20 protein-coding genes, 1 tRNA gene and 1 pseudogene are annotated in these 19325 nt (G+C 70.0%); 8 read left to right on the top strand and 14 right to left on the bottom strand.

What is annotated here, in order from left to right; translation table 11 throughout:
• Window positions 1-53 precede the first annotated feature (53 nt).
• Window positions 54-1352 carry an MFS transporter gene (locus MKK63_RS04780; protein WP_243999180.1) on the top strand — a complete coding sequence of 433 codons (1299 nt, stop codon included), beginning with the start codon at window positions 54-56 and terminating at the stop codon, window positions 1350-1352.
• A 24-nt stretch (window positions 1353-1376) separates the two neighbouring features.
• Entirely contained in the window at window positions 1377-2453 is a 1077-nt protein-coding gene (locus tag MKK63_RS04785) for a tartrate dehydrogenase (RefSeq protein WP_243999182.1), read from the top strand.
• A gap of 8 nt (window positions 2454-2461) precedes the next feature.
• Here MKK63_RS04785 and MKK63_RS04790 read toward each other — a convergent pair whose 3' ends face one another.
• The gene (locus tag MKK63_RS04790; protein ID WP_243999184.1) at window positions 2462-2704 is read right to left on the bottom strand and encodes a hypothetical protein; all 243 of its coding nucleotides are present in this window, start codon (window positions 2702-2704) and stop codon (window positions 2462-2464) included.
• Window positions 2705-2774: 70 nt separating this feature from the next.
• Between MKK63_RS04790 and MKK63_RS04795 the strand changes: the two genes are divergently transcribed.
• Window positions 2775-3080, top strand: a complete 306-nt coding sequence (locus MKK63_RS04795; RefSeq protein ID WP_243999186.1) for a hypothetical protein — start codon at window positions 2775-2777, stop codon at window positions 3078-3080.
• Window positions 3081-3118: 38 nt separating this feature from the next.
• Here MKK63_RS04795 and MKK63_RS04800 read toward each other — a convergent pair whose 3' ends face one another.
• The 5 genes from MKK63_RS04800 to leuC form a co-directional block, all read right to left on the bottom strand.
• Entirely contained in the window at window positions 3119-5275 is a 2157-nt protein-coding gene (locus MKK63_RS04800) for a hypothetical protein (RefSeq protein ID WP_243999188.1), read from the bottom strand.
• Window positions 5272-6009: a class I SAM-dependent methyltransferase gene (locus MKK63_RS04805; protein ID WP_243999190.1), complete on the bottom strand. Its 738-nt coding sequence runs from the start codon at window positions 6007-6009 to the stop codon at window positions 5272-5274. The genes MKK63_RS04800 and MKK63_RS04805 overlap by 4 nt, the downstream gene beginning before the upstream one ends.
• Entirely contained in the window at window positions 5982-7076 is a 1095-nt protein-coding gene (locus tag MKK63_RS04810; RefSeq protein WP_243999192.1) for a glycosyltransferase, read from the bottom strand. Before MKK63_RS04810 ends, MKK63_RS04805 begins: the two co-directional genes overlap by 28 nt.
• Window positions 7077-7492: 416 nt before the next feature.
• Window positions 7493-7577 (bottom strand) — tRNA-Leu (locus MKK63_RS04815).
• 67 nt (window positions 7578-7644) lie between these two features.
• Window positions 7645-9057, bottom strand: a complete 1413-nt coding sequence (gene leuC, locus MKK63_RS04820) for a 3-isopropylmalate dehydratase large subunit (protein ID WP_243999194.1) — start codon at window positions 9055-9057, stop codon at window positions 7645-7647.
• Between the two features lie 240 nt (window positions 9058-9297).
• Here leuC and MKK63_RS04825 point away from each other — a divergent pair, with 240 nt between their 5' ends.
• Together MKK63_RS04825 and MKK63_RS04830 are read left to right on the top strand one after the other, a co-directional pair.
• Window positions 9298-10263 carry a 2-hydroxyacid dehydrogenase gene (locus tag MKK63_RS04825; RefSeq protein WP_243999196.1) on the top strand — a complete coding sequence of 322 codons (966 nt, stop codon included), beginning with the start codon at window positions 9298-9300 and terminating at the stop codon, window positions 10261-10263.
• A complete protein-coding gene (locus MKK63_RS04830) occupies window positions 10260-11120 on the top strand; it encodes an AprI/Inh family metalloprotease inhibitor (RefSeq protein WP_409564474.1) in 861 nt (286 codons plus the stop codon). Before MKK63_RS04825 ends, MKK63_RS04830 begins: the two co-directional genes overlap by 4 nt.
• A 3-nt stretch (window positions 11121-11123) precedes the next feature.
• Here the strand turns inward: MKK63_RS04830 and MKK63_RS04835 are convergent, their stop codons facing one another.
• The 4 genes from MKK63_RS04835 to MKK63_RS04850 all read right to left on the bottom strand — a co-directional run bounded on the left by MKK63_RS04835 (window position 11124) and on the right by MKK63_RS04850 (window position 14495).
• Window positions 11124-11741, bottom strand: a complete 618-nt coding sequence (locus MKK63_RS04835; protein ID WP_243999200.1) for a cytochrome b — start codon at window positions 11739-11741, stop codon at window positions 11124-11126.
• Window positions 11742-11906: 165 nt separating this feature from the next.
• On the bottom strand, window positions 11907-12497 hold the full coding sequence (locus MKK63_RS04840; protein WP_243999202.1) for an NAD(P)H-dependent oxidoreductase: 591 nt from the start codon (window positions 12495-12497) through the stop codon (window positions 11907-11909).
• A 175-nt stretch (window positions 12498-12672) separates the two neighbouring features.
• Window positions 12673-13332, bottom strand: coding sequence for a class I SAM-dependent methyltransferase (locus tag MKK63_RS04845; RefSeq protein WP_243999203.1), 660 nt, complete (start codon window positions 13330-13332; stop codon window positions 12673-12675).
• A 2-nt stretch (window positions 13333-13334) separates the two neighbouring features.
• The gene (locus MKK63_RS04850; RefSeq protein WP_243999205.1) at window positions 13335-14495 is read right to left on the bottom strand and encodes a glycosyltransferase family 4 protein; all 1161 of its coding nucleotides are present in this window, start codon (window positions 14493-14495) and stop codon (window positions 13335-13337) included.
• A 135-nt stretch (window positions 14496-14630) separates the two neighbouring features.
• Between MKK63_RS04850 and MKK63_RS04855 the strand changes: the two genes are divergently transcribed.
• A complete protein-coding gene (locus MKK63_RS04855) occupies window positions 14631-15911 on the top strand; it encodes a DNA topoisomerase IB (RefSeq protein ID WP_243999206.1) in 1281 nt (426 codons plus the stop codon).
• A 50-nt stretch (window positions 15912-15961) separates the two neighbouring features.
• Here the strand turns inward: MKK63_RS04855 and MKK63_RS04860 are convergent, their stop codons facing one another.
• On the bottom strand, window positions 15962-16648 hold the full coding sequence (locus tag MKK63_RS04860) for a LuxR C-terminal-related transcriptional regulator (RefSeq protein WP_243999209.1): 687 nt from the start codon (window positions 16646-16648) through the stop codon (window positions 15962-15964).
• A gap of 215 nt (window positions 16649-16863) precedes the next feature.
• Complete coding sequence (locus tag MKK63_RS04865; RefSeq protein WP_243999211.1) at window positions 16864-17757, bottom strand: GGDEF domain-containing protein; 894 nt, start codon at window positions 17755-17757, stop codon at window positions 16864-16866.
• 73 nt (window positions 17758-17830) lie between these two features.
• Here MKK63_RS04865 and MKK63_RS04870 point away from each other — a divergent pair, with 73 nt between their 5' ends.
• Window positions 17831-18187 carry a hypothetical protein gene (locus tag MKK63_RS04870; RefSeq protein ID WP_243999213.1) on the top strand — a complete coding sequence of 119 codons (357 nt, stop codon included), beginning with the start codon at window positions 17831-17833 and terminating at the stop codon, window positions 18185-18187.
• Here MKK63_RS04870 and MKK63_RS04875 read toward each other — a convergent pair.
• Together MKK63_RS04875 and MKK63_RS04880 are read right to left on the bottom strand one after the other, a co-directional pair.
• The gene (locus MKK63_RS04875) at window positions 18159-18536 is read right to left on the bottom strand and encodes a hypothetical protein (RefSeq protein WP_243999215.1); all 378 of its coding nucleotides are present in this window, start codon (window positions 18534-18536) and stop codon (window positions 18159-18161) included. The two genes, MKK63_RS04870 and MKK63_RS04875, sit on opposite strands and share 29 nt — an antisense overlap.
• Window positions 18537-18658: 122 nt before the next feature.
• Window positions 18659-18889: a hypothetical protein gene (locus MKK63_RS04880; protein WP_243999217.1), complete on the bottom strand. Its 231-nt coding sequence runs from the start codon at window positions 18887-18889 to the stop codon at window positions 18659-18661.
• 209 nt (window positions 18890-19098) lie between these two features.
• Between MKK63_RS04880 and MKK63_RS04885 the strand changes: the two are divergent.
• Window positions 19099-19325 (top strand): annotated as a pseudogene (locus MKK63_RS04885) (Holliday junction branch migration DNA helicase RuvB); the annotation flags it as partial.

Genomic DNA, 19325 nt, shown 5'->3' on the forward strand with positions numbered 1-19325 from the left:
TGCATGGAAGATGGCGCGCAACAGATGCGCCACTCCGGCGACGGGAGGACATGATGAACAGCTCGCTCGAGCAGGCGACCATGCGCCGGGTCGCGTGGCGCCTGATCCCTTTCGTCTGCCTGCTGTACTTCGTCGCCTTCATCGACCGCGTGAATATCGGTTTCGCGGCACTGACGATGAACAAAGACCTGGGCTTCTCGGCGTCGGTCTTCGGTTTCGGGGCGGGGGTATTCTTTTTTGGGTACTTTCTGTTCGAGGTGCCCTCTAACATCATCCTCGACCGGGTCGGTGCCCGGCTCTGGATCGCCCGCGTGATGATTACCTGGGGGCTCATCTCCGGCGCCTTCGCGTTCATTCAGGGCGAGACGAGCTTCTACGGGCTGCGCTTCCTGCTCGGGGCCGCGGAGGCGGGCTTCTTCCCCGGCATCATCCTCTATCTCGGCTACTGGTTCCCGATCCGCTACCGGGCCGCAGTGGTATCCCTGTTCATGGCGGCGGCGCCGGTCTCGGTGCTGCTGGGCTCGCCCCTGTCGAGCCTCTTGCTCGAGATGGAGGGGCTCCTCGGCCTGCACGGCTGGCAGTGGATGTTCCTCATCGAGGCGGTCCCCGCAGTGATCCTCGGCTTCGTCGTGCTGGTCTACCTGACCGACCGGCCCGAAAAGGCGACATGGCTCTCCGACGACCAGCGGGCCTGGCTCGTGGCCGAGATGGAGGCGGAGCGCGCCGGACGGCAGGTGCAGGCCCGCCACAGTCTGCTCAGCGGCCTCACCAATCCGCGGGTGCTGGCGCTCGCCCTCGTGTATTTCGGCACCTCGGCCGGGCTCTACACCCTCGGTATCTGGGCGCCGCAGATCATCAAGGGGCTGGGCCTGTCGACCATGAATGTCGGCCTGCTGAACGCGGTGCCGCCGACCGTCGCGGTGGCGGCGATGATCCTCTGGGCGCGCCATTCCGACCGGACCGGCGAGCGCACGTGGCACGTGGTGATCGCCTGCCTCGCCGCGTCGCTGGGCCTGATGCTGGCCGGCGCCGCAACCTCGGTCGTGGCGGTCATCGCCGCGCTGAGCCTTGTCAATGTTGGGATCAGCGCCGCCAAGCCGCCCCTCTGGGCGATGCCGACGCTGTTCCTGTCCGGCCCGGCCACGGCGGTTGGCATCGCCACCATCAACGCGGTCGGCAATCTCGGCGGCTTCGTCGGACCGTGGATGATCGGATGGATCAAGGACCGGACCGGCAGCTTCGCGGGCGGCCTGATGTTCGTGGCCGGCCTGCTCCTGTTCTCCGCGATCCTGACCCTCGCAGTCGCCCGGGCCGGTCACCGCGCCGGACAGGCCCGCGTCGCCCTGCACTGACTCCTTTTGACCCGGAGACCCACCATGAAGACCTACACCATCGCGGCCATTCCGGCGGACGGCATCGGCGTCGAAGTCATCGCCGCCGGCATCGAGGTGCTCGATGTGCTGGCCGAGAAGACCGGCACCTTCCGGTTCCAGTTCGACCATTTCGACTGGGGCTCGGATTACTACAAGACGCACGGCGTCATGATGCCGGCCGACGGCCGTGACCAGATCCGCAACCACGACGCGATCTTCTTCGGGGCGGTCGGCGCGCCGGACGTGCCCGACCACATCACCCTCTGGGGTCTGCGGCTCGCGATCTGCCAGCCCTTCGATCAGTACGCCAACGTCCGCCCGACCCGCATCCTGCCGGGCATCACCAGCCCGCTCCGCCACGTCTCGGGACCGGAACTCGACTGGGTGATCGTGCGCGAGAACTCCGAGGGCGAGTATGCCGGCGTCGGCGGCCGGGTCCACCAGGGCCACGCCAACGAGGTCGCCACCGATGTCTCGATGATGACCCGCTCCGGGGTCGACCGCATCATCCGCTACGCATTCCAGCTCGCCCGGTCCCGGCCGCGCAAGCTGCTGACCGTGGTGACCAAGTCGAACGCCCAGCGCCACGCCATGGTGATGTGGGACGAGATCGCCGCCGAGGTGGCACAAGACTTCCCCGACGTCACCTGGGACAAGATGCTGGTTGACGCCATGACGATGCGCATGGTGGTAAAGCCGCAGACCCTCGACACGATCGTGGCGACGAACCTGCACGCCGACATCCTGTCGGACCTCGCGGCGGCGCTCGCCGGGTCGCTCGGCATCGCGCCGACCGCCAACATCAACCCCGAGCGCACCTTCCCGTCGATGTTCGAGCCGATCCACGGCTCGGCCTTCGACATCACCGGCAAGGGCATCGCCAACCCGGTCGCGACCTTCTGGACGGCGTGCCAGATGCTGGAGCATCTCGGCGAGGCGCCCGCCGCCGACCGGCTGATGCGCGCGGTCGAGCGCGTGACCGCGGATCCGAACCTGCACACCCCCGACCTCGGCGGCACGGCCACGACCCGTCAGGTGACGGACGCCGTGATCGCGGCGATCCGGGGCGACAACGCCTGAGACCGTCGTCAGGTCGGGTCGATTATCCCGCGCGCGCTGGTCTCGACATCCAGCGTCGCGCGGCGGCGGCCGAGGCCGACGCAGACCCATCCGGGGTGTATGAGGCCGAGCCGCCCCGGCGTGCCAGCCTGCGTCGCCACGCCGGCCACGACGAACACGCACGCGAAGTCCGGCGCCTCGGACCGCCGCCCCGCGAACGCCGCCAGGGCGGCGTTGTCGTGGATGCCGCCGCCGGTCTCCGCGGTCCGCATCCGAAAGCGTGGGCCACCAAAGCGCCGGCCGCGCGTTGTCAGGATCGTCCGACCCTACCTGGAGCGCCCGATGCTCGCCCGATCCGCCCTGCTCTTCGTCGTCCTGACGTCGAGCGCGCAGGCCGCCGCCTTCGATGACCTGAAAGGCTACCTCGCCTCCTGCCTCCGGTTCGAGATGAGCGGCGCTCCGGCGGCGCGGGGGGCGCCCCTGTCGTCGCGGATTCGCGAGGCGCTCGGCCGATGCTCCGACGACGTCGCGCGCCTCGAACGGGCGGATGGCCGCCGCCTGCGCGGCGATGGCGGGCTCAGCCCATCCACCAGGGACGTGATCCAGAGCGTCGTGGGCCGGAGCGGGTTCACCGACGTCCGGTATTGAGCCCCTTCTCGGACCTCAGCCGGGAAGGCAATGCGGTCTCAGCCGGCGATCCGCCGGCGCGACAGCACGAGGCCGACCAGCGCGATCGCGGCGAGCGCCGAGACGGCGAGGCCAGTGCGCAGACCGGCCGGCACGTACTGCACGGTCAGCACGCCGTCTCCGGCTGGAATGAGTGCCGACAGCAGGAAGTCGTTGGCGGTCTCGACGGCCAGCGGCGCGCCGTTCCAGGCCGCGGCGTAGCCCGGATACCAGGCGCGCGCCCAGACGACGCGTCCGCCCCCCGGTGAGGCGACCGTGTAGCGTCCCGACGCCGCGCCCTCCGCGGCCGCGGTGACGGTGAAGCCCGGTGGCCCGGCCGAGAGCGTTCCCGGCAAGATAGAGCCGCCGCCCACCCGGTCAAACAGCTCGGCCGCCACGCCGCTGCGCCGAGTCCAGCCCGGCCCGGCGACGGCCGCGAAGCCGTCCGCGCGCGGCCCTCGTTCCACTGCGACCCGCGCCACGCGCGCGAGATCGAGGGTGCTGGCGCCGGTCACTGGGTCCGGGCGCGCCAGCCGTTCGGCGGCCTCCGGGCAGGTCGCCCCGCCCCGCCACATGCAGATCGCACGGAAGCCCCGCATCGGCATCGGCGAGTAGCCGCCGACCACCGCGGCGCCCGTCAGCAGCGGCGTGTTGGAATGCGGCAGTTCGGTGAACAGGGCGCCCTGGGCCGGCGGTGCCATCGGTGTGCGATGATAGTCGGTGTTGTGGAGGACCAGCATCGTGTCGCCCGGGCGCAGGGGCAGAGCGACATAGGCCGAGCGTGCCATCGGCGCGGGCCATGTGCCGACCTGCTCGTTGACCGGCATCGTCGTGGTGAGGATCGCGAACACGATCGCGTGGCTCGCCGCGATGATCGCGAGGCGCGTCGTCCCCTGCGCCCGCAACGCCAGCGCGGCCGTGAGGGCGATGAGCGCCGTCAGCCCGATCTGGAGCGTGAGCAGGCCCGGATCGCGGACGAGCGCGACCGCGCCGCCGATCGCGATGAGCCCCAGCGTCCGGCCCGGCGCCCAGCGATCCCGCGTCGCGAACCAGGCGGCCACGATGGTGCAGCCGATCTGGACGTAGGGCAGGAAGCGGAACGGCCAGCGCAACTGCGACACGCCGGGTGAAATCGCGAGCAGCGCGATCACCGCCGTCACGGCCAGCAACAGGGCGACGCCGCGGCCCTCCGGCTCGTTCAGCCGCGCCCGGGAGGCGTTCACCAGGGCAACCGGGACCCACCAGGAGACGTACTGAGCCGGTGGCCCGACATGCATCTTCAAGCCGCTAAATCCGAGCCAGGTCTCCGGCCAGACCGGCACGCCCATCGCCAGGATCACGGCGAGCGGCGTGGACAGCATGTCGTGAAACAGGACCTCCGGCTGGCGGGAGCTCGTCCCGATCGCGGCCACGAGCGGCATCCAGGCCGGGGCGGCGAGCAGCCCGCCGAGCCCGGCAGCCAGGGCAGCACGGGCGCAGGACCGCCCGTCGCGGCCGGCCCAGAAGGCCAGGGGGAGAGCGACGCCGAGGCCGGCGATGAGCGCCGCGTCGGAGAACGGCCAGCCGCTCGCGATGGTCATAGAGACGGCGCCCGCGGCCGCGGGCACGAAGCCCGGTGCCCGATAGGCGCGGATCAACGCGGTGGTCGCCCAGGACAGCCAGGCGGTGCTGACGAGGCCGGGGATCCACGTGATCGCGCCCCAGTAGACGATCCATCCGCTGGTCGCGGCCGTCAGCCCGGCCAGCATGGCGGCCGCCCGGCTGACACCGACCACGCGTGCCAGGGCGTAAGTGCCGCCGGCGAGCAGGCCGACATGGACGAGCGCGAAGAAGGCCGCGGCCTGATCGAGCCGCGCGAACCCGTCGAGCACGAGGTAGAGCAGCACGCTGACCGGGTTGAACAGCGCGTACTGGTACTCGGCGAGAAACGCGCCCCCCTGGAACAGGCGCGGCGTCAGGAACGGCAGTTCCCCCGCCTTGATCAGCCGGGCGATCTCCAGGAACCCCGGCATGAAGTAGGCTTGGTAATCGTCCGTGAAGTAGAAGGTCGGTGTGTGGGCCAGCGGAATCGCCGCGGTCGCAACGGCGAGACAGGCGGTCAGCAGGCCCCAGCCGAGTTCGGTGCCGCGCGACAGGCTGACAGGTGCCGCCGCACCGGTGATCAGCCCGGCGCTCATCGCGTCCAGACTCCGAGGACCGATTTTCCGGCTCGGAACCCCAGCCAGGGATCGAGCCGGCGCGAGATCGGAACCATCAGGCGGTCCCAGGCGGCGATCTGGCCCGCGCTCGGCATCGCGCTCCGCAGGACCAGACGGTTGCCCAGTGAGGCGCCGAACCCGACCGCATCGAGGTAGTCGAGGCGCACGCGCTGCAGGCCGTCCGGCGCAGCCGCGCGCAAGGTCGCACGGGTGTAGCGCCGCTCGTGTCCGATCGCGGCATCGAAGGGTGCGTAGAGGAACGGATGGGCCGGCGAGAGCACGACGAGGTGTCCGCCGTCCGCGAGGCGCGAAGCCGCCCCCGCAAGCTCGCCGTGATCGTCGCGGATGTGCTCCAGCACGTCGATGTACAGGATGGTGTCGAAGCGCTCAGTGGGGTCGAGGTCGCAGGTCGTGCCGCGCAGCACCCGCGTGCGCGGCGGCAGCCCGCCCGCCGCGATCCGCGTCGCGAGGTGCGCGGCGAAGTGTGCATCGGGCTCCAGACAGGTCCAGGCCGCGATGCCCGTCCGCGGGGCGAAGATTTCGGCCGTCGCGCCCAGTCCGGCGCCGACATCGAGGACGCGGCCGCCGACGAACGGCGCGATCGCGTCGGACCAGTAGCGCTTCCAGTTGCGCGCGGTCGCGAACAACTCCAGTTCGGTCCCGACATACCCCTCGTGCGGCGCCGTCACGCCGCGCGTTGATCCGCTGGCCACTTCGCGTCTCCGTCTTCGGTTATCTCCGCGGGGGCGGGGGCCAGCAGGAACCAGTGCGCATCGCGGGCCGGCACGGTCTCGGGCAGTGCGCGCCGGTTGAGGTGGGCCGCTGCCGCCGTCGCCGCGAGCAGGGCCGCCTGGAACAGAACGACGAGGAGCAGGCCGCCCGCGTTCGTCGCCCAGCCGGGCATGGCGAGGTCGGTGCAAAAGCGGACGAGCACCACGCCGATCATCGCGACGACCACGCCGCACCCGAACGCGGCCAGGAGCACGAGCAGGCGCACGAGGCAGATATCCTCGAATACCGCGATGGCGTTGAGGCCGTGCCGGATCAGCGCCGTCGCGTTCATGGTCGAACGCCCGGCATAGCGCTGGCCGCGGTCGAGGGGGATGCGGCGGAGCGGCAGGCCGGAGCGGATCAGGCTCGCGGCGAAATGGCTCCACAATGCCGGGGCATGGACGAGCCGCGGCAGATGCGCCGGCGGAATCGCGCAATAATGCCCGAAATCGATGCGCCGCCCCGTGCAGAGCCGGAAGACCAGCTTGAACAGCCCGTAGCCGAGCGCGAAACGGGCGCCCTCGAAGCGGCGTCGGCGCTGGGCGCAGATCACGGCCTCGGGGTAGGCCTCGGCTTCCGCGACGAGGCGCGGGATATGCTCCGGCGGATCCTCCCCGTCGCCATCCATGACGAGGATCGCGCGGTAGGCACTCGCCCGCGCATTCGCCTGGACGAGACCGACCGCGATCGCACGCTGATGGCCGAGATTGGTGGCCAGGACGGCCGGGCGCAGGCGCAGCCGGCGAGCCGCCTCCGCGACCTCGGCCAGCACGCCCTCCCCCGATTGCCAGGACCCGTCATCGACGACGATGAGGTCGGCGTGAAGATCGGCCGCAACCAGAACTGTGTCGATCGCGCGGGCGAGGATGCGGAACGCGGCCCAGTCGTTGAAGACGGGCACAACGATGGCAATTGGACGTGCATCGTGCGGCGATGCCTGCGGAGGCTGGCCCAGGGCGGTCAGTTCGGAGGCAGCCCGTGCGAACCGCTCGACCTCGCTCGGCGCCATGCTGTCCTCCGCCACGTCTCCGCCTGCATCCGCCGCGTCAGACCGTCGAAGACTGGTTGGGCAGCGTGAACTTTTGATTAAAAGCGTCCTGACCGCTTATATACCGCGATACCTTTGGCAACGTCGCTGCCGTGGTCCGGTCGAGGCTTGATGTGCACACGGGGGCGATCGGACCCGGCGCGATCACTCGAGCGAAGCTCGATCCGGCCGATCTCGCCGATGCAGCCAAGGCCGTCAGCGGCCTTATGGCGTGCCGGTGAGGGAGCAGCCGTCGCCCGGCACGTTTGGGATCGCCAGCGAGCGTGCCGCGCCCGCGAGGATCGCGAAGTGTATCGATCGCCTGCGAGCCGTAGGCAAACGCGCACCCCAGAAAAGATAAAGCCCGCCAACAGCTTGGCGGGCTCGCATCTTTCAATTGGTGCCCAGGAAAGGACTCGAACCTTCACCTCTCGCGAGACTGGTACCTGAAACCAGCGCGTCTACCAATTCCGCCACCTGGGCATGCCGCCGGCTATCGGCCGGCGACGGCTCCGTTTAGGCAACCGAGCCGCCGCCGTCAATCGGGATTTCAGCCCCGTGGCCATTCCCGGATGTCGACGAAGCGTCCGGCCACCGCCGCCGCCGCCGCCATCGCGGGCGAGACCAGATGCGTGCGCCCACGCGGACCTTGGCGGCCCTCGAAATTGCGGTTCGAGGTCGAGGCGCAGCGCTCGCCCGGCCGCAGCTTGTCCGGGTTCATGCCGAGGCACATCGAGCAGCCCGGCTCGCGCCAGTCGAAGCCCGCCGCCTTCAGGATCTTGTCGAGACCCTCGGCCTCGGCCTGCGCCTTCACGAGGCCCGAACCCGGCACGATCATCGCCGCGACGCCGTCGTGCACCTTGCGGTCGCCGACCACCCGCGCGACCTCGCGCAGATCCTCGATCCGGCCGTTGGTGCAGGAGCCGATGAAGATCCGGTCGAGGGTGATGTCGGTGATCCGCGTGCCCGGCGTCAGGCCCATATAGGCCAGCGCCTTCTCCTTCGACTGACGCTTGTTCTCGTCGGCGATCTCGGACGGGTCCGGCACGCGGCCCTGGACCGAGATCACGTCCTCGGGGCTGGTGCCCCAGCTGACGATCGGCGGCAGGTTGGCGGCGTCGAGGCGCACCTCGCGGTCGAAGAAGGCGCCCGTGTCGGTGACCAGGCTCTCCCAATGGCGGCACGCCGCCTCGAACGCCGCGCCCTTCGGGGCCTTCGGCCGGTCCTTCACGTACGCGAAGGTCGTAGCGTCGGGCGCCACGAGGCCGGCCCGGGCACCGCCCTCGATCGACATGTTGCAGATCGTCATCCGCCCCTCCATCGAGAGGGCGCGGATCGCTTCGCCGGCATACTCGATCACGTGGCCGGTGCCGCCCGCGGTACCGATCTCGCCGATGATCGCCAGGATGATGTCCTTGGCGGTCACGCCCGGCGGCAAGGTGTTGTCGACGGTGACGCGCATGTTCCTGGCCTTGCGCTGCACCAGCGTCTGGGTGGCGAGCACGTGCTCGACCTCCGACGTGCCGATGCCGTGCGCCAGCGACCCGAAGGCGCCGTGCGTCGAGGTGTGGGAATCACCGCACACGATGGTCTGGCCCGGCAGCGTGAAGCCTTGCTCCGGCCCGATGATGTGGACGATGCCCTGGCGCCGGTCGAGGGCGTCGTAGAACTCGATGCCGAAGTCGCGCACGTTCTCGGCCAGCGCCTCGAGCTGGGTCCGGCTCTCCGGATCCTCGATGCCCTGGCTGCGGTCGGAGGTCTGGACGTTGTGATCGACCACCGCCAGCGTCTTCTCCGGGTGGCGGACCCTGCGGCCGGCCGTGCGAAGGCCCTCGAACGCCTGCGGGCTCGTGACTTCGTGAACGAGGTGCCGGTCGATGTAGAGGAGGCTGGAGCCGTCCGGCTGAACATCGACGACGTGGTCGTCCCAGATCTTATCGTAGAGGGTGCGCGGGCTGGTCATCGGTCTTCGTCTTCGACGTTGGGGCGGTGCAGAATTCTCGCGATGGTGCGGCTTCCTTAGTAGGCATCGCGGTCGGTTTGCGAAAGGGGCGAGCCCCGCCCCTGTCATATGGCCGCCCGGCGCCGGCGAGCGGATGTCACGGGCCGCGCCGGATCCCGCTGGCGTTGCACCCCGTCGAGGCCCTATGCCGGGATGGGGGAGCCGGCCGTGCCGCCGAACGGCCGAAGGTGGGAGTGTGCGATGCCTGATGCGCCGGCCGAGATTCTGTTCCTGCGGAAGATGCACCCGCTGGTGGAGGCGGCCTTCGAAGGGCGGCACATCGTCCATCGGCTCGCCGGTGCCGCGGATCCCGACACCCTGCTCGCCGAGGTCGGACCGCGGATCCGAGCCTTGGTCGTCGGCGGCGGGGCCGATGCCGCCTTGATGGACCGGCTGCCGAAGCTCGAACTCATCGCCAATTTCGGTGTCGGGTACGACGCGGTCGATGCCGTGGCGGCGCGAGAGCGTGGCATCGTCGTCACCAACACGCCCGACGTGCTCACCGACGAGGTGGCCGACCTCGCGATCGGCCTCACCCTCGCCACCCTGCGACGGCTTCCGCAGGCCGACCGCTACCTGCGCGCCGGCCACTGGCCCAAGGCCCCCTTCCCGCTCACCGCCTCGCTGCGCGGGCGGCGCGTCGGCATCCTGGGGCTCGGCCGGATCGGCCGGGCGATCGCCGGGCGGCTGGAGAGTTTCGGGGTCGCGATCGACTATCACGGCCGGCGCCGTCAGGCGGACGTGCCCTACACCTATCACGACAGCCTGATCGGGATGGCCAGGGCGGTCCACATCCTGATCGTGGTCGCCCCCGGCGGGCCCGAGACCCGCGGCCTGATCGATGCCGCCGTGCTGGAGGCGCTGGGGCCGGAAGGCATCTTGATCAACGTGGCGCGGGGTACCCTGGTCGACGAGGCGGCGCTCACCGCCGCGCTGAAGGCCGGCACGATCCTGGGGGCCGGCCTCGACGTGTTCGAGAACGAGCCGCACGTGCCGGAGGATCTCGCCGCCCTCGACAACACGGTGCTCCTGCCACATGTCGGCTCGGCCTCCGAGCACACCCGTGCGGCGATGGCCCAGCTCGTCGTCGACAACGTCGTCTCGTGGTTCGAGGGGCGGGGACCGCTGACGCCCGTCGCCGAGACGCCGTGGAGACCGAAATCGTGAAGCCGGCCTCGGCTGCCCTGCTCGCCGCCCTCACCCTGTCGGCATGGCCCGCCGCGGCGCAGGATGCCCCGGATGCGCCGCCCGAGGCCGCACCTGTGGAGACGCCTGCGGTTCCGACCGCCCTGCCAACTCTCCCCGAGAGGCTCGGCGAGGCTCCGGGCACCTGGGATCTGTCGCGGGATGGGACCAACCGGCGCTGCGTGATGACGCTGGCCCTCGACAGCGGCGACGCTGGCCGGCGCCTGCGCTTTCCCGCGGGCTGCCGGCGGGCCCTGCCGATCATGAACGGGATCGCCGGATGGCTGTTCGTCAATGACGGCGTGAGCTTGGTCGATAAGAACGTGCGCCCGATCCTCGAATTCGTCCGGCGCCCCGACAAGCACAGCCTCGTCGCCAAGCTGGAGAACGGCGAGCACTACAGTCTCGTCCCGCTCGATACCGTGGGCATGCGTCCGGCCGCCGCGGCAGCCACCGAGGCAGAGCCGACCACGGCGACGTCCTCCGCCCCCTCCCCGCTTCAGGCGACGGCGCCCCTTCCGGCCGAGTTGCAGCCCTCGGCGACCGCCACGGCCGTGGCGCCCGGCCCAGCGCCGGGGCTCTACACCCTCGACCGGTTCCAGGAGCGTGACACCTGCCGGCTCACGCTCGATGCGGCGGGCGGCGGCGTCCACGTCGTTCCCGGTTGCCACGATGGCGGCCTGGAGGTGTTCGATCCGGTCCGCTGGCGCTACGCCAACGGCCGGATGACCCTCACGGCCAAGCGCGGCCACAGCATCGACCTCGTGCCGAGCGGCGACGGCCGCTGGCGGCGCGATCCGGAGGTCGGTACGACCTTCGTGCTGCGCCGCGTGGAGTAGCCGCTACAGCGACGAATTGCGGCCGTCCTGAACCGGCAGCATCCGCTCCAGAAGACCGTCGCGACGGATGATCAGGTGCCACGCGGTGCCGGCGATGTGCAGGAGCACCAGGGCGTAGACGAACCACTGTCCGACGAGGTGGATCGATTCGGCGATTTTCTGGGGCCCCTCGTCCTTGGTCAGGCCCGGGATCGTGAACAGCCAGAAGTACGGCGTGTCGCGGCCCGAGAAGGCGCTCAGCAGGTAACCGCTGATCGGCATGATCAGGAAGATCGCGTAGAGCAGAAAGTGGTTGATGCGCCCGATCAGCGTCAGGAGCCGCGGCGCCTGGGGATCCGGCGGGGCGGGCCGGATCATGCGCCAGACGATCCGCAGAACCACGATCGCCAGGATCGTCAGGCCGACCGACTTGTGCAGGACAAACATGCTGCCCTTGGCGGGCGCGGGCGGCAGGCTGATCGCCACCCAGGCCAGCGGCAGGACGGCCAGGAACAGGGCGGCCGTCAGCCAGTGCAGGGCCTGCGCGACCGGGTTGTAGCGCGGCATCCCGGAGGCCGTGACGTAAGTCGCGGGCAGCGCGGTCGGCGCGGCCGTGCCGACCGAGATCGGAGAACCTGACATGATCCCTCGCGCATGAGCATGACTCGTCTCAGCACTTAGGGCCGGCTGCGACCCCGGGGAGTGCGTTACCGCATCGCTTTCGCGTGTCATTTCGAGTCGTCGGTTGGACGAGGGTGCGAGTCGGATGCTTGGCGCTTCGCCCCGATCGCCACGCCCGGAATAACCCTACCGGGCGTTCAGTACGGCCACGTCCACCGGCCGCGCCACGTCGATCAGCGCCGCGAGTTCCGCCGCCGCCGATCCGATCCGGGTCGCGACCGTCCGGTCGAGGATCTGGCCGTCGGAGATATCGTCGGAGCCGGCATAGACCGAGGTCGGCGCCACGTGCGCGGCGAAGAAGCCGAACAGGGGCCGCAGGCTGTGCTCGACCACCAGGGCATGGCGCAGGCCGCCCCCCGTGGCGGTGATCGCCACCGGCATTCCTGCCATCCGGGCCGGATCCACAAAGTCGAACACGTGCTTGAACAACCCGGCGTAACCGCCTTGGTAGACGGGCGTTCCGACGATCAGCGCATCCGCGCCCTCGATCGCCGCGATCAGGTGCGCGGCCGAGGCCGACAAGGCGTCGCGCTGCGTCGCTCCGAGACCCGGGCCGGCATCGATCAGGTCGTAGACCGTCAGGTCGATCCGGCGCAGGCGGCCGAGTTCGGCCCCGAGCGCCTCGACCAGGACGCGGGTCCGGGACGGGCGCTTGGCGCTTCCCGAGAAGGCGACGACGCGGGCGGAATGCGGCATGGCGCTCGACTGCATATTCATCGGATAACCTTCCGCGGCGGGACGCCCGAATTCGGGACGTCGAACGATCTGGCGCCTGCCCGACACGCCGCGTGGGCCAAGGCGAGGGTAGCGCATTTCGGTCCCGGAAGAACCCTCGGCGCGTCGGCGCGCCGCGATTGGGTGAATCGATCGAGACGCTTGCCGTTGGCGATACTCATGGGCGCAGCCGCCAGACATGGCTTCGCTTGATCTCGGTGTCTTCCAGGGATCGCGAGACGGGAACCGCGTAGGTCGCCAGACACTCGAGGCGGTCGCGCGGCAGGTAGGTGCGGCCCGGATCGCCGATCAGGACTTGAACGCCGCGCGCCTGCAAGCCAAAGAGCCACGTCGTCACCGCCTCGGCGAGGTCGCGCTCGTAGAAGACGTCGGCTGCCAGAACGAGATCGACCTCAGGTTCCGTCCCCAGGAGATTGTCGGAGACCGGCTCGATCAGGCCCGCCACGTCGTTGGCGGCGGCATTCAGGCGGATCGCCGCCATGGCGAACGGATCGAGATCGCTGGCGGTGACGTGCTGGGCGCCGGCCCGCGCCGCGGCGATCGCCACGAGGCCGGAGCCCGACGCAAAGTCGATGATCCGGGCGCCGGTTACGCGGTCCGGATTGTCGAGGATGTAGCGGGCGAGCGCCTGACCGCCTGCCCAGGCGAAGGCCCAGAAGGGCGGCGGCAGGCCGATCGACTCCATTTCTTCCTCGGTCTTCTCCCACAGCGCGGTCGCCTCGTCGGCGACATGGAGCCGGATCTCGGGGGCGTGGGGAACCGGCATCAGGCGGGTGTTGGCACGGATGAAGCCGGCGGGATCGTCGGGCGGGCGCATCCTCAACCCTCCAGCAGGTCGCGCCACAGGGCGCAGACGGCCTCGGTCACCGCAGCCTCGGTGAAGCCGTCCGCCTCGATCCGCGCCCGCGCCGCATCGCCGAGGCTCGCCACGAGGGCGGGGTCGCGGCTCAGCCGAACCAAAGCCCGTGCCAGTGCCGGCGCGTCTTCCGGCGGGACGAGCAGTCCCTCGACGCCGTCGCGCACGAGGCTGCGGCAGCCCGGGACATCCGAGGCGACCAGCGCCCGGCCGCAGGCGGCGGCTTCCAGCAGCGTGCGCGGCAGGCCCTCCCCGCCCCGGGACGGCAGGCAGGCGACGTGGTGGGACGCCCAGGTGGCGGGGACATCGGCGGTAGGCCCGTGCCACGCGACGCCGTCGCGGCTCCACTCCCGCAGCGTCGCCTCGGCGATCGCGCGGCGGTTCGACGGGTCCGGCGCGCCGTAGAGATCGAGTTCGACCGGTGCGCCCTGGGCACGGGCGAGGCGGACGGCTTCGACGGCGACGTCGACACCCTTCGACCACAGCATGCGCGCCACCAGGGCGACGCGCAGGGGCGGCATCGGCGGCAGAGGGTGCGGCCGGTAGGCGGCGGGGTCGACCCCGGCGCCGCCGATGACGGTGACCGCCTGATCCAGCGGGTCGAGGCCCAAGGCCCGGGCGTCGTCCGGGTTCTCGAACAGGAAACGGGTGCGCGAAGAGGCGAGCGGGCCGCGGATCAAGCCCCGGAGGCCGAGCCGCGCCGCGTAGCCCAGCCGGTCGCTGCGGGCGCCCATGAGGCCGAGGCCGGTCAGCGCGTAGACCCGCGCCGGGATGCCCGCCATCGCGGCGGCGGTGCCGCCGACCAGGATCCCGCGCAGCGCGATGCAGTGGACGATGTCGACCCGGAGCGCCTTCAGGATCCCGGCGAGCTGCCCGGCCGCATAGCCGGCGGCCATGGGATTGAGGCTCGAACGCTCCGCCTCCAGGGGCACGACCCTGGCGCCGGTCGCCTCGACGGCGGCGCGATGGGCGCGCACCCGGGTGACCACGGTGACCGACAGGCCCATGGCGATGGCGGCCCGCGCCATCGGCAGGAAGTGCGAGGCGAAGAACCAGTCCTCCGTCACCACGAAGGCGATTCGGCGCATCGGAGCGGGCAGGTTTTCGGGGGCGGCACGCGTCATCGCAGCCCTCTAGCACACCGCGGCGGATCGGCCTGCGGCGGATGCGCAGGCCAGGAACAGGGCTCGCGTACGGCCGGTTGACCGAAGCCTTCTCGCCGGGCGGGCAACCGGCGGCGTATGCGGGAGGAACGGGTGATGGCGGCGGTCGAGACGGTCGAAGGCGGCGGGACCCTGCGCGAAGCCGCGGAGGAGGCCGGGTTGGCCTACGTCGACGACGGCCGGCCGGGTCTGACCCGCAAGCGCAGCGGCACCGGCTTTCGCTATCTCGACGCGCGGGGCGCCCCGGTGCGCGACAAGGCGGTGCTGACCCGCATCAAGTCGCTCGCCATCCCACCGGCCTACACGGACGTCTGGATCTGCCCGCGCCGCAACGGCCACATCCAGGCAACCGGCCGGGACGCCAAGGGGCGCAAGCAGTACCGCTACCATCCGGATTTCCGGCAGGCGCGCGAGGCCAACAAGTTCGCGCGGATCATGGCCTTCGCGGATGCGCTGCCGCGAATCCGCCAGCGGGTCGATGCCGATATGAAGCGTCCCGGGCTCCCCCGCGAGAAGGTGCTCGGCACGGTCGTCCACCTGCTGGAGACGACCCTGATCCGCGTCGGCAACGACGATTACGCGCGCACCAACAAGAGCTACGGGCTCACCACCCTGCGCGACCCGCATGTCCGCATCGAAGGATCCGCCTTGTCGTTCCGCTTCAAGGGCAAAAGCGGCAAGACCTGGGACGTGTCCCTGAAGGACCGCCGCGTCGCCCGGATCGTGAAGGCCTGCCAGGACCTGCCCGGGCAGGAGCTGTTCCAGTACATCGATGCGGACGGCACGCAGCGCGACGTCAGCTCTTCGGACGTGAACGCTTACTTGCGCGAGATCACGGGCGAGGATTTCACCGCCAAGGATTTCCGCACCTGGGCCGGCACGGTGCTGGCCGCCCTCGCGCTCCGCGCCTTCGAGAGCTTCGACAGCGACGCGGCCGCCAAGCGCAATGTCCGGGCCGCGATCGAGAGCGTGGCGGGGCGGCTGGGCAACACGCCGACCATCTGCCGCAAGTGCTACATCCATCCGCAAGTCCTCGACTGCTACATGGAAGGGGGCCTGCTCGAACACGTGAAGGATGTCGTCGAGTCCGAGTTGAGCGAGGATCTCTCCAGCCTCAGGTCGGAGGAGGCTGCCGTGCTCGCGCTGCTCCAGGCCCGGCTCTCCGCGAGCGAGGGCGCGGCGCGGGGCGGCAAGCGGGTCAGGCCGGCCGCCAAGCGGGGTTCTGAGGGACGGAAGGCGCGGCCCAAGGCTTTGGCCAACAAGGCTTCGGCCCACACGGCTTCGGCCAACAAGGCTGCGGCCGCCAACGCTTCGGCCACCAAGGCGGAAGCCCCGTCGCACGCCGCAGCCGACGCGCGGGTCGGAGCTGACGCGTAGGTCGGTGCCGCCTGACGCGGCGACACCCTGCGCGGTCTCACGATCTTCGATCAGTGCCGGGACTGGATGGTGTTGCTAGGCGACCGCCGGTCGACGTTGCGTCGGACCTGATCGGCCGTATCCACGACCGGGGCCAGCCCGAGCTGGCGCGCCAGGGAAACGAGGTCCTTCAGGCGGCCGGTCTGAGTCTTGCGCCGCAGGTTGAGCCGGTGCGTCTCGACCGTGCGTACGCTGAGCGCGAGGCGCCGGGCCACTTCCTTGTTGCTGAAGCCCGAGCTGAGGAAGCGCAGCACCTCCGCCTCGCGCGGCGTCAGCCCGAGGCTGTCGGCCGGCTCGTTGGACAGCGCCAGGGGCTGCTCCGGCGGAACCAGACATTCTGAGCCCTCAGCGAGGGCGAGGAGCGCCGCCGCGAGCTCGCGCGGGGCCTTCGAGCGCGCCACGAAGGCGTCGGCGCCTGCGGTCAGCAGGGCGCGGAGATCGTCGGCCGTCAGCGCACCGAATACCACCAGGGTGCGCAGGCGCGGCTGACGCTCCTTGAGATCGACGATGCGCGCGATCCCGTCGGCGAGCCGGATCTCGTCGAGGAAGACCAGGGCGACCGCGTGCTCGGTATTGGTGAACTCCAGATCGGCCTCGCCGATCGTATGGAATTCCGGCATGTGTTCCAGGGTGGCGCGGACAGTCGCGCTCAGGTCCTGCGGCTCATCCAGGATCAGGACGCCAACGGCGGTACTCATTGCCTCGCACTCCACTCTCCCGGCTCGATACAGACGTCCGGGATCGGAGGCTAAGTTCCAAGAACTGTTCCACCACGAATTCAGAAATATTAAGCTTTATATCGGCATATATGCCGCCAAATCAGGTGATTTTAATCAGGCCGCGTCCCGTTCCGGGATATGGCGGCGTGATGCTTAATTGCGGCGTTCCGATATGGGGCAGCGCCGCTGGCTCATTACGCGACGACTGGCATCGCGTGGTCCGAGGACGCCACGACACGGTTCCGCCCGCCGCTTTTGGCTGCGTAGAGGGCAATATCCGCCCGCTTCATCAACGCTTCGACGCTGTCCCCATCGATCCAGCAGCTGACGCCGAAGCTGCAACTCAGCGTGACGGTCGCGTTGCCCGCGCGGATCCGAAGATCCTGCACGCTCGCACGCAGGCGCTCGGCCCGGGCGGTCGCATCCGCGATGCAGCATCCCGGCAGGATCAGGGCGAATTCCTCGCCGCCGAGCCGACCGCCGATACCCCCGCCGGCGATCAGATCGGCCACGGCCGTGATCGCGAGGTCGCCGACATCATGCCCGTACCGGTCGTTGATGCGCTTGAAGTGATCGATGTCGGCCAGGATCGCCGAGACGCCGCCGGGCCGGCCATTCTGAGCCGCGGCGATGCGGGCCCGGTTGAAGAACGCGCGCCGGTTCAGGGCCCCGGTCAGCGGATCCGTCTCGGCGAGGCGGATCAGCTCTTCCTGCATGGTGGTCAGGCGCTCGGCCGCGCGCAGCCGCGCGTTCAGCTCCTCGGCGCTCGGCGGCTTCTCGATGAAGTCGTCGGCACCACTGTCCAGCGCCTCGGCGAGGCTGCGGACGTTGCGGATCGACGACATCGTGATGACGTGCAGAGGCCCCCGCTCCTCTGCGAGCAACCGCGCGGACCAGCACAATTCGAGCCCGCAGAGCGGCCGGACCTCAAGGCTGGTGATGAGGACACGCACGGCCGGCGTGCCTTTGAGGAATGCGAGCGCGTGGGCCGAGTCCGTGAAGGCATGTACGGTGTGGCCCCGGGGCTCGATCAGCGACGTGATGATCTGAAGAACGACCCGGCTCGAATCGACGATGACGATCTGCATGGCGTGACCTGGACAGGATATCCGCAGTCTGGCGCAGAAGACTTAACCCACCACAAACGGGCCAGATAATAATATGAGCGTAGCAATAACTACCCCGGACCGGCGCTATATCATTGTTCGCGGACGACTTTGGCGCAGCGCGAACCCCGATCTTTCGCCGGAGCGTCGATCGGATCTGGTGGACGATCTGATGGCGGCTCGCCGTGCCGTGAAGGTGGCCAAGCAGTCTGAGCGCGACGGCGTGTCCGGTGCCGCCGAGGCTCTCAAAGCGGCCCGCGCGACGGTCGATGCCGCCAAGGTGGGGCTGGGCGAGCGCGGGCCGGTCTGGTGGCGCGACGGGGCGCCCGATCTCAACCGACATCTGGTACGTACCACGCCCTATGCGGCCTGGTACGCCGCGCTCAGCGACGGGGAACCCGAACCGCGATGATCTGGGCTCCGGCCGTCCGTTCCTCGGCCACGGCCCCGAGGCGCTGGCGTCCCTTTGAGCCGGCCGCCTGGATCACCGTCAGCGTCGGCCGGGCCGTCGGGGCTGCTGCGATGCCGGAGACCGTGGGAACGCCATAGGTGCCGTAGCTCCAGGGTGACGGCACAATCTCGGTGGGCCGTGGCACGTGGGTCAAGGGCGCCCCGATATAGTCGCCCCGCACGAATTCTCCGGCGAAACCGTACCCCTCCCCGTAGGCCGGAGCGTAGGGTGCAGGACCTCCGAAGCCCTGGGCCGCAGCGGGCGTGGCCAGGATGAGGGCCATGAGCGGCAGGATTGTCCGGATCGCCATGGGCCGGTTCCACTCCGTAAGAACGCGCCGGTCGCGCAGGATGCAGGGGAACCGAGCACACCTCACGCCGTTCCGCTGCTCCAGCCGCGAAGACTGCTTAACGCTGGACGACTTGGGTAGGCTCAGCGGCAGGTGGTGATGCGACGGACGACCCAGCCCTCACCCTCGATCCACAGACGGCGACGAGTCCGGCTGCAGCTGGCCTCGTCGTCCCGATCGGCACCCGCGATGGCATGCACCTGCGGGCCGGCATCGGCGACCTTCGTCTCGATCGGATCCGCCGCGGCCTGGGCCGCCGCGGTGGCAAGGAGAAGCGCGGCGGCTGCGCCGAGTGCGGTCGTGCGAAATGTCATGATGGAGAGAGCGCCCTGCGGCCGTGCTTCGGGATTGATGCGGAAATGCGCGGCCGACCGTTTCGGTTTCATCGCGAGTGCCGGCGCTTAGATTTCCCCGCAATCGCCGTTAAGGAGATCGGGCCCACACGCGACGGCGCCCTGCAGATGCCCCGGCTCGGGGATTGCCGCGCTCGGTCCACGCTGAGAGGGTCCGGAAGCCAGGGTTTATGAGCAAGCCGAAACCGCCGACCAACGCGCTTCTGACGCCGGAGAAGCGGACCGAGGACGTCGACCAGACGATCCGTCCGCTGAGCCTGTCCGAGTTCATCGGCCAGCGCGCGGCCCGGGCCAACATGCAGATCTTCATCGAGGCCGCCCGCAAGACCGGGCAGGCGCTCGACCACGTGCTGTTCGTCGGGCCGCCCGGGCTCGGCAAGACGACGCTCGCCCAGAT

It is taken from the genome of Methylobacterium sp. J-088 (assembly GCF_022829295.1).
Taxonomy (GTDB): Bacteria; Pseudomonadota; Alphaproteobacteria; order Rhizobiales; family Beijerinckiaceae; genus Methylobacterium.

Coding starts and splice junctions, on each gene's coding strand:
- MKK63_RS04780 (WP_243999180.1), top strand. CDS start 54: ATGAACAGCTCGCTCGAGCAGGCGACCATGCGCCGGGTCGCGTGGCGC.
- MKK63_RS04785 (WP_243999182.1), top strand. CDS start 1,377: ATGAAGACCTACACCATCGCGGCCATTCCGGCGGACGGCATCGGCGTC.
- MKK63_RS04790 (WP_243999184.1), bottom strand. CDS start 2,704: ATGCGGACCGCGGAGACCGGCGGCGGCATCCACGACAACGCCGCCCTG.
- MKK63_RS04795 (WP_243999186.1), top strand. CDS start 2,775: ATGCTCGCCCGATCCGCCCTGCTCTTCGTCGTCCTGACGTCGAGCGCG.
- MKK63_RS04800 (WP_243999188.1), bottom strand. CDS start 5,275: ATGAGCGCCGGGCTGATCACCGGTGCGGCGGCACCTGTCAGCCTGTCG.
- MKK63_RS04810 (WP_243999192.1), bottom strand. CDS start 7,076: ATGGCGCCGAGCGAGGTCGAGCGGTTCGCACGGGCTGCCTCCGAACTG.
- leuC (WP_243999194.1), bottom strand. CDS start 9,057: ATGACCAGCCCGCGCACCCTCTACGATAAGATCTGGGACGACCACGTC.
- MKK63_RS04825 (WP_243999196.1), top strand. CDS start 9,298: ATGCCTGATGCGCCGGCCGAGATTCTGTTCCTGCGGAAGATGCACCCG.
- MKK63_RS04835 (WP_243999200.1), bottom strand. CDS start 11,741: ATGTCAGGTTCTCCGATCTCGGTCGGCACGGCCGCGCCGACCGCGCTG.
- MKK63_RS04840 (WP_243999202.1), bottom strand. CDS start 12,497: ATGAATATGCAGTCGAGCGCCATGCCGCATTCCGCCCGCGTCGTCGCC.
- MKK63_RS04845 (WP_243999203.1), bottom strand. CDS start 13,332: ATGCGCCCGCCCGACGATCCCGCCGGCTTCATCCGTGCCAACACCCGC.
- MKK63_RS04850 (WP_243999205.1), bottom strand. CDS start 14,495: ATGACGCGTGCCGCCCCCGAAAACCTGCCCGCTCCGATGCGCCGAATC.
- MKK63_RS04855 (WP_243999206.1), top strand. CDS start 14,631: ATGGCGGCGGTCGAGACGGTCGAAGGCGGCGGGACCCTGCGCGAAGCC.
- MKK63_RS04860 (WP_243999209.1), bottom strand. CDS start 16,648: ATGAGTACCGCCGTTGGCGTCCTGATCCTGGATGAGCCGCAGGACCTG.
- MKK63_RS04865 (WP_243999211.1), bottom strand. CDS start 17,757: ATGCAGATCGTCATCGTCGATTCGAGCCGGGTCGTTCTTCAGATCATC.
- MKK63_RS04870 (WP_243999213.1), top strand. CDS start 17,831: ATGAGCGTAGCAATAACTACCCCGGACCGGCGCTATATCATTGTTCGC.
- MKK63_RS04875 (WP_243999215.1), bottom strand. CDS start 18,536: ATGGCGATCCGGACAATCCTGCCGCTCATGGCCCTCATCCTGGCCACG.
- MKK63_RS04880 (WP_243999217.1), bottom strand. CDS start 18,889: ATGACATTTCGCACGACCGCACTCGGCGCAGCCGCCGCGCTTCTCCTT.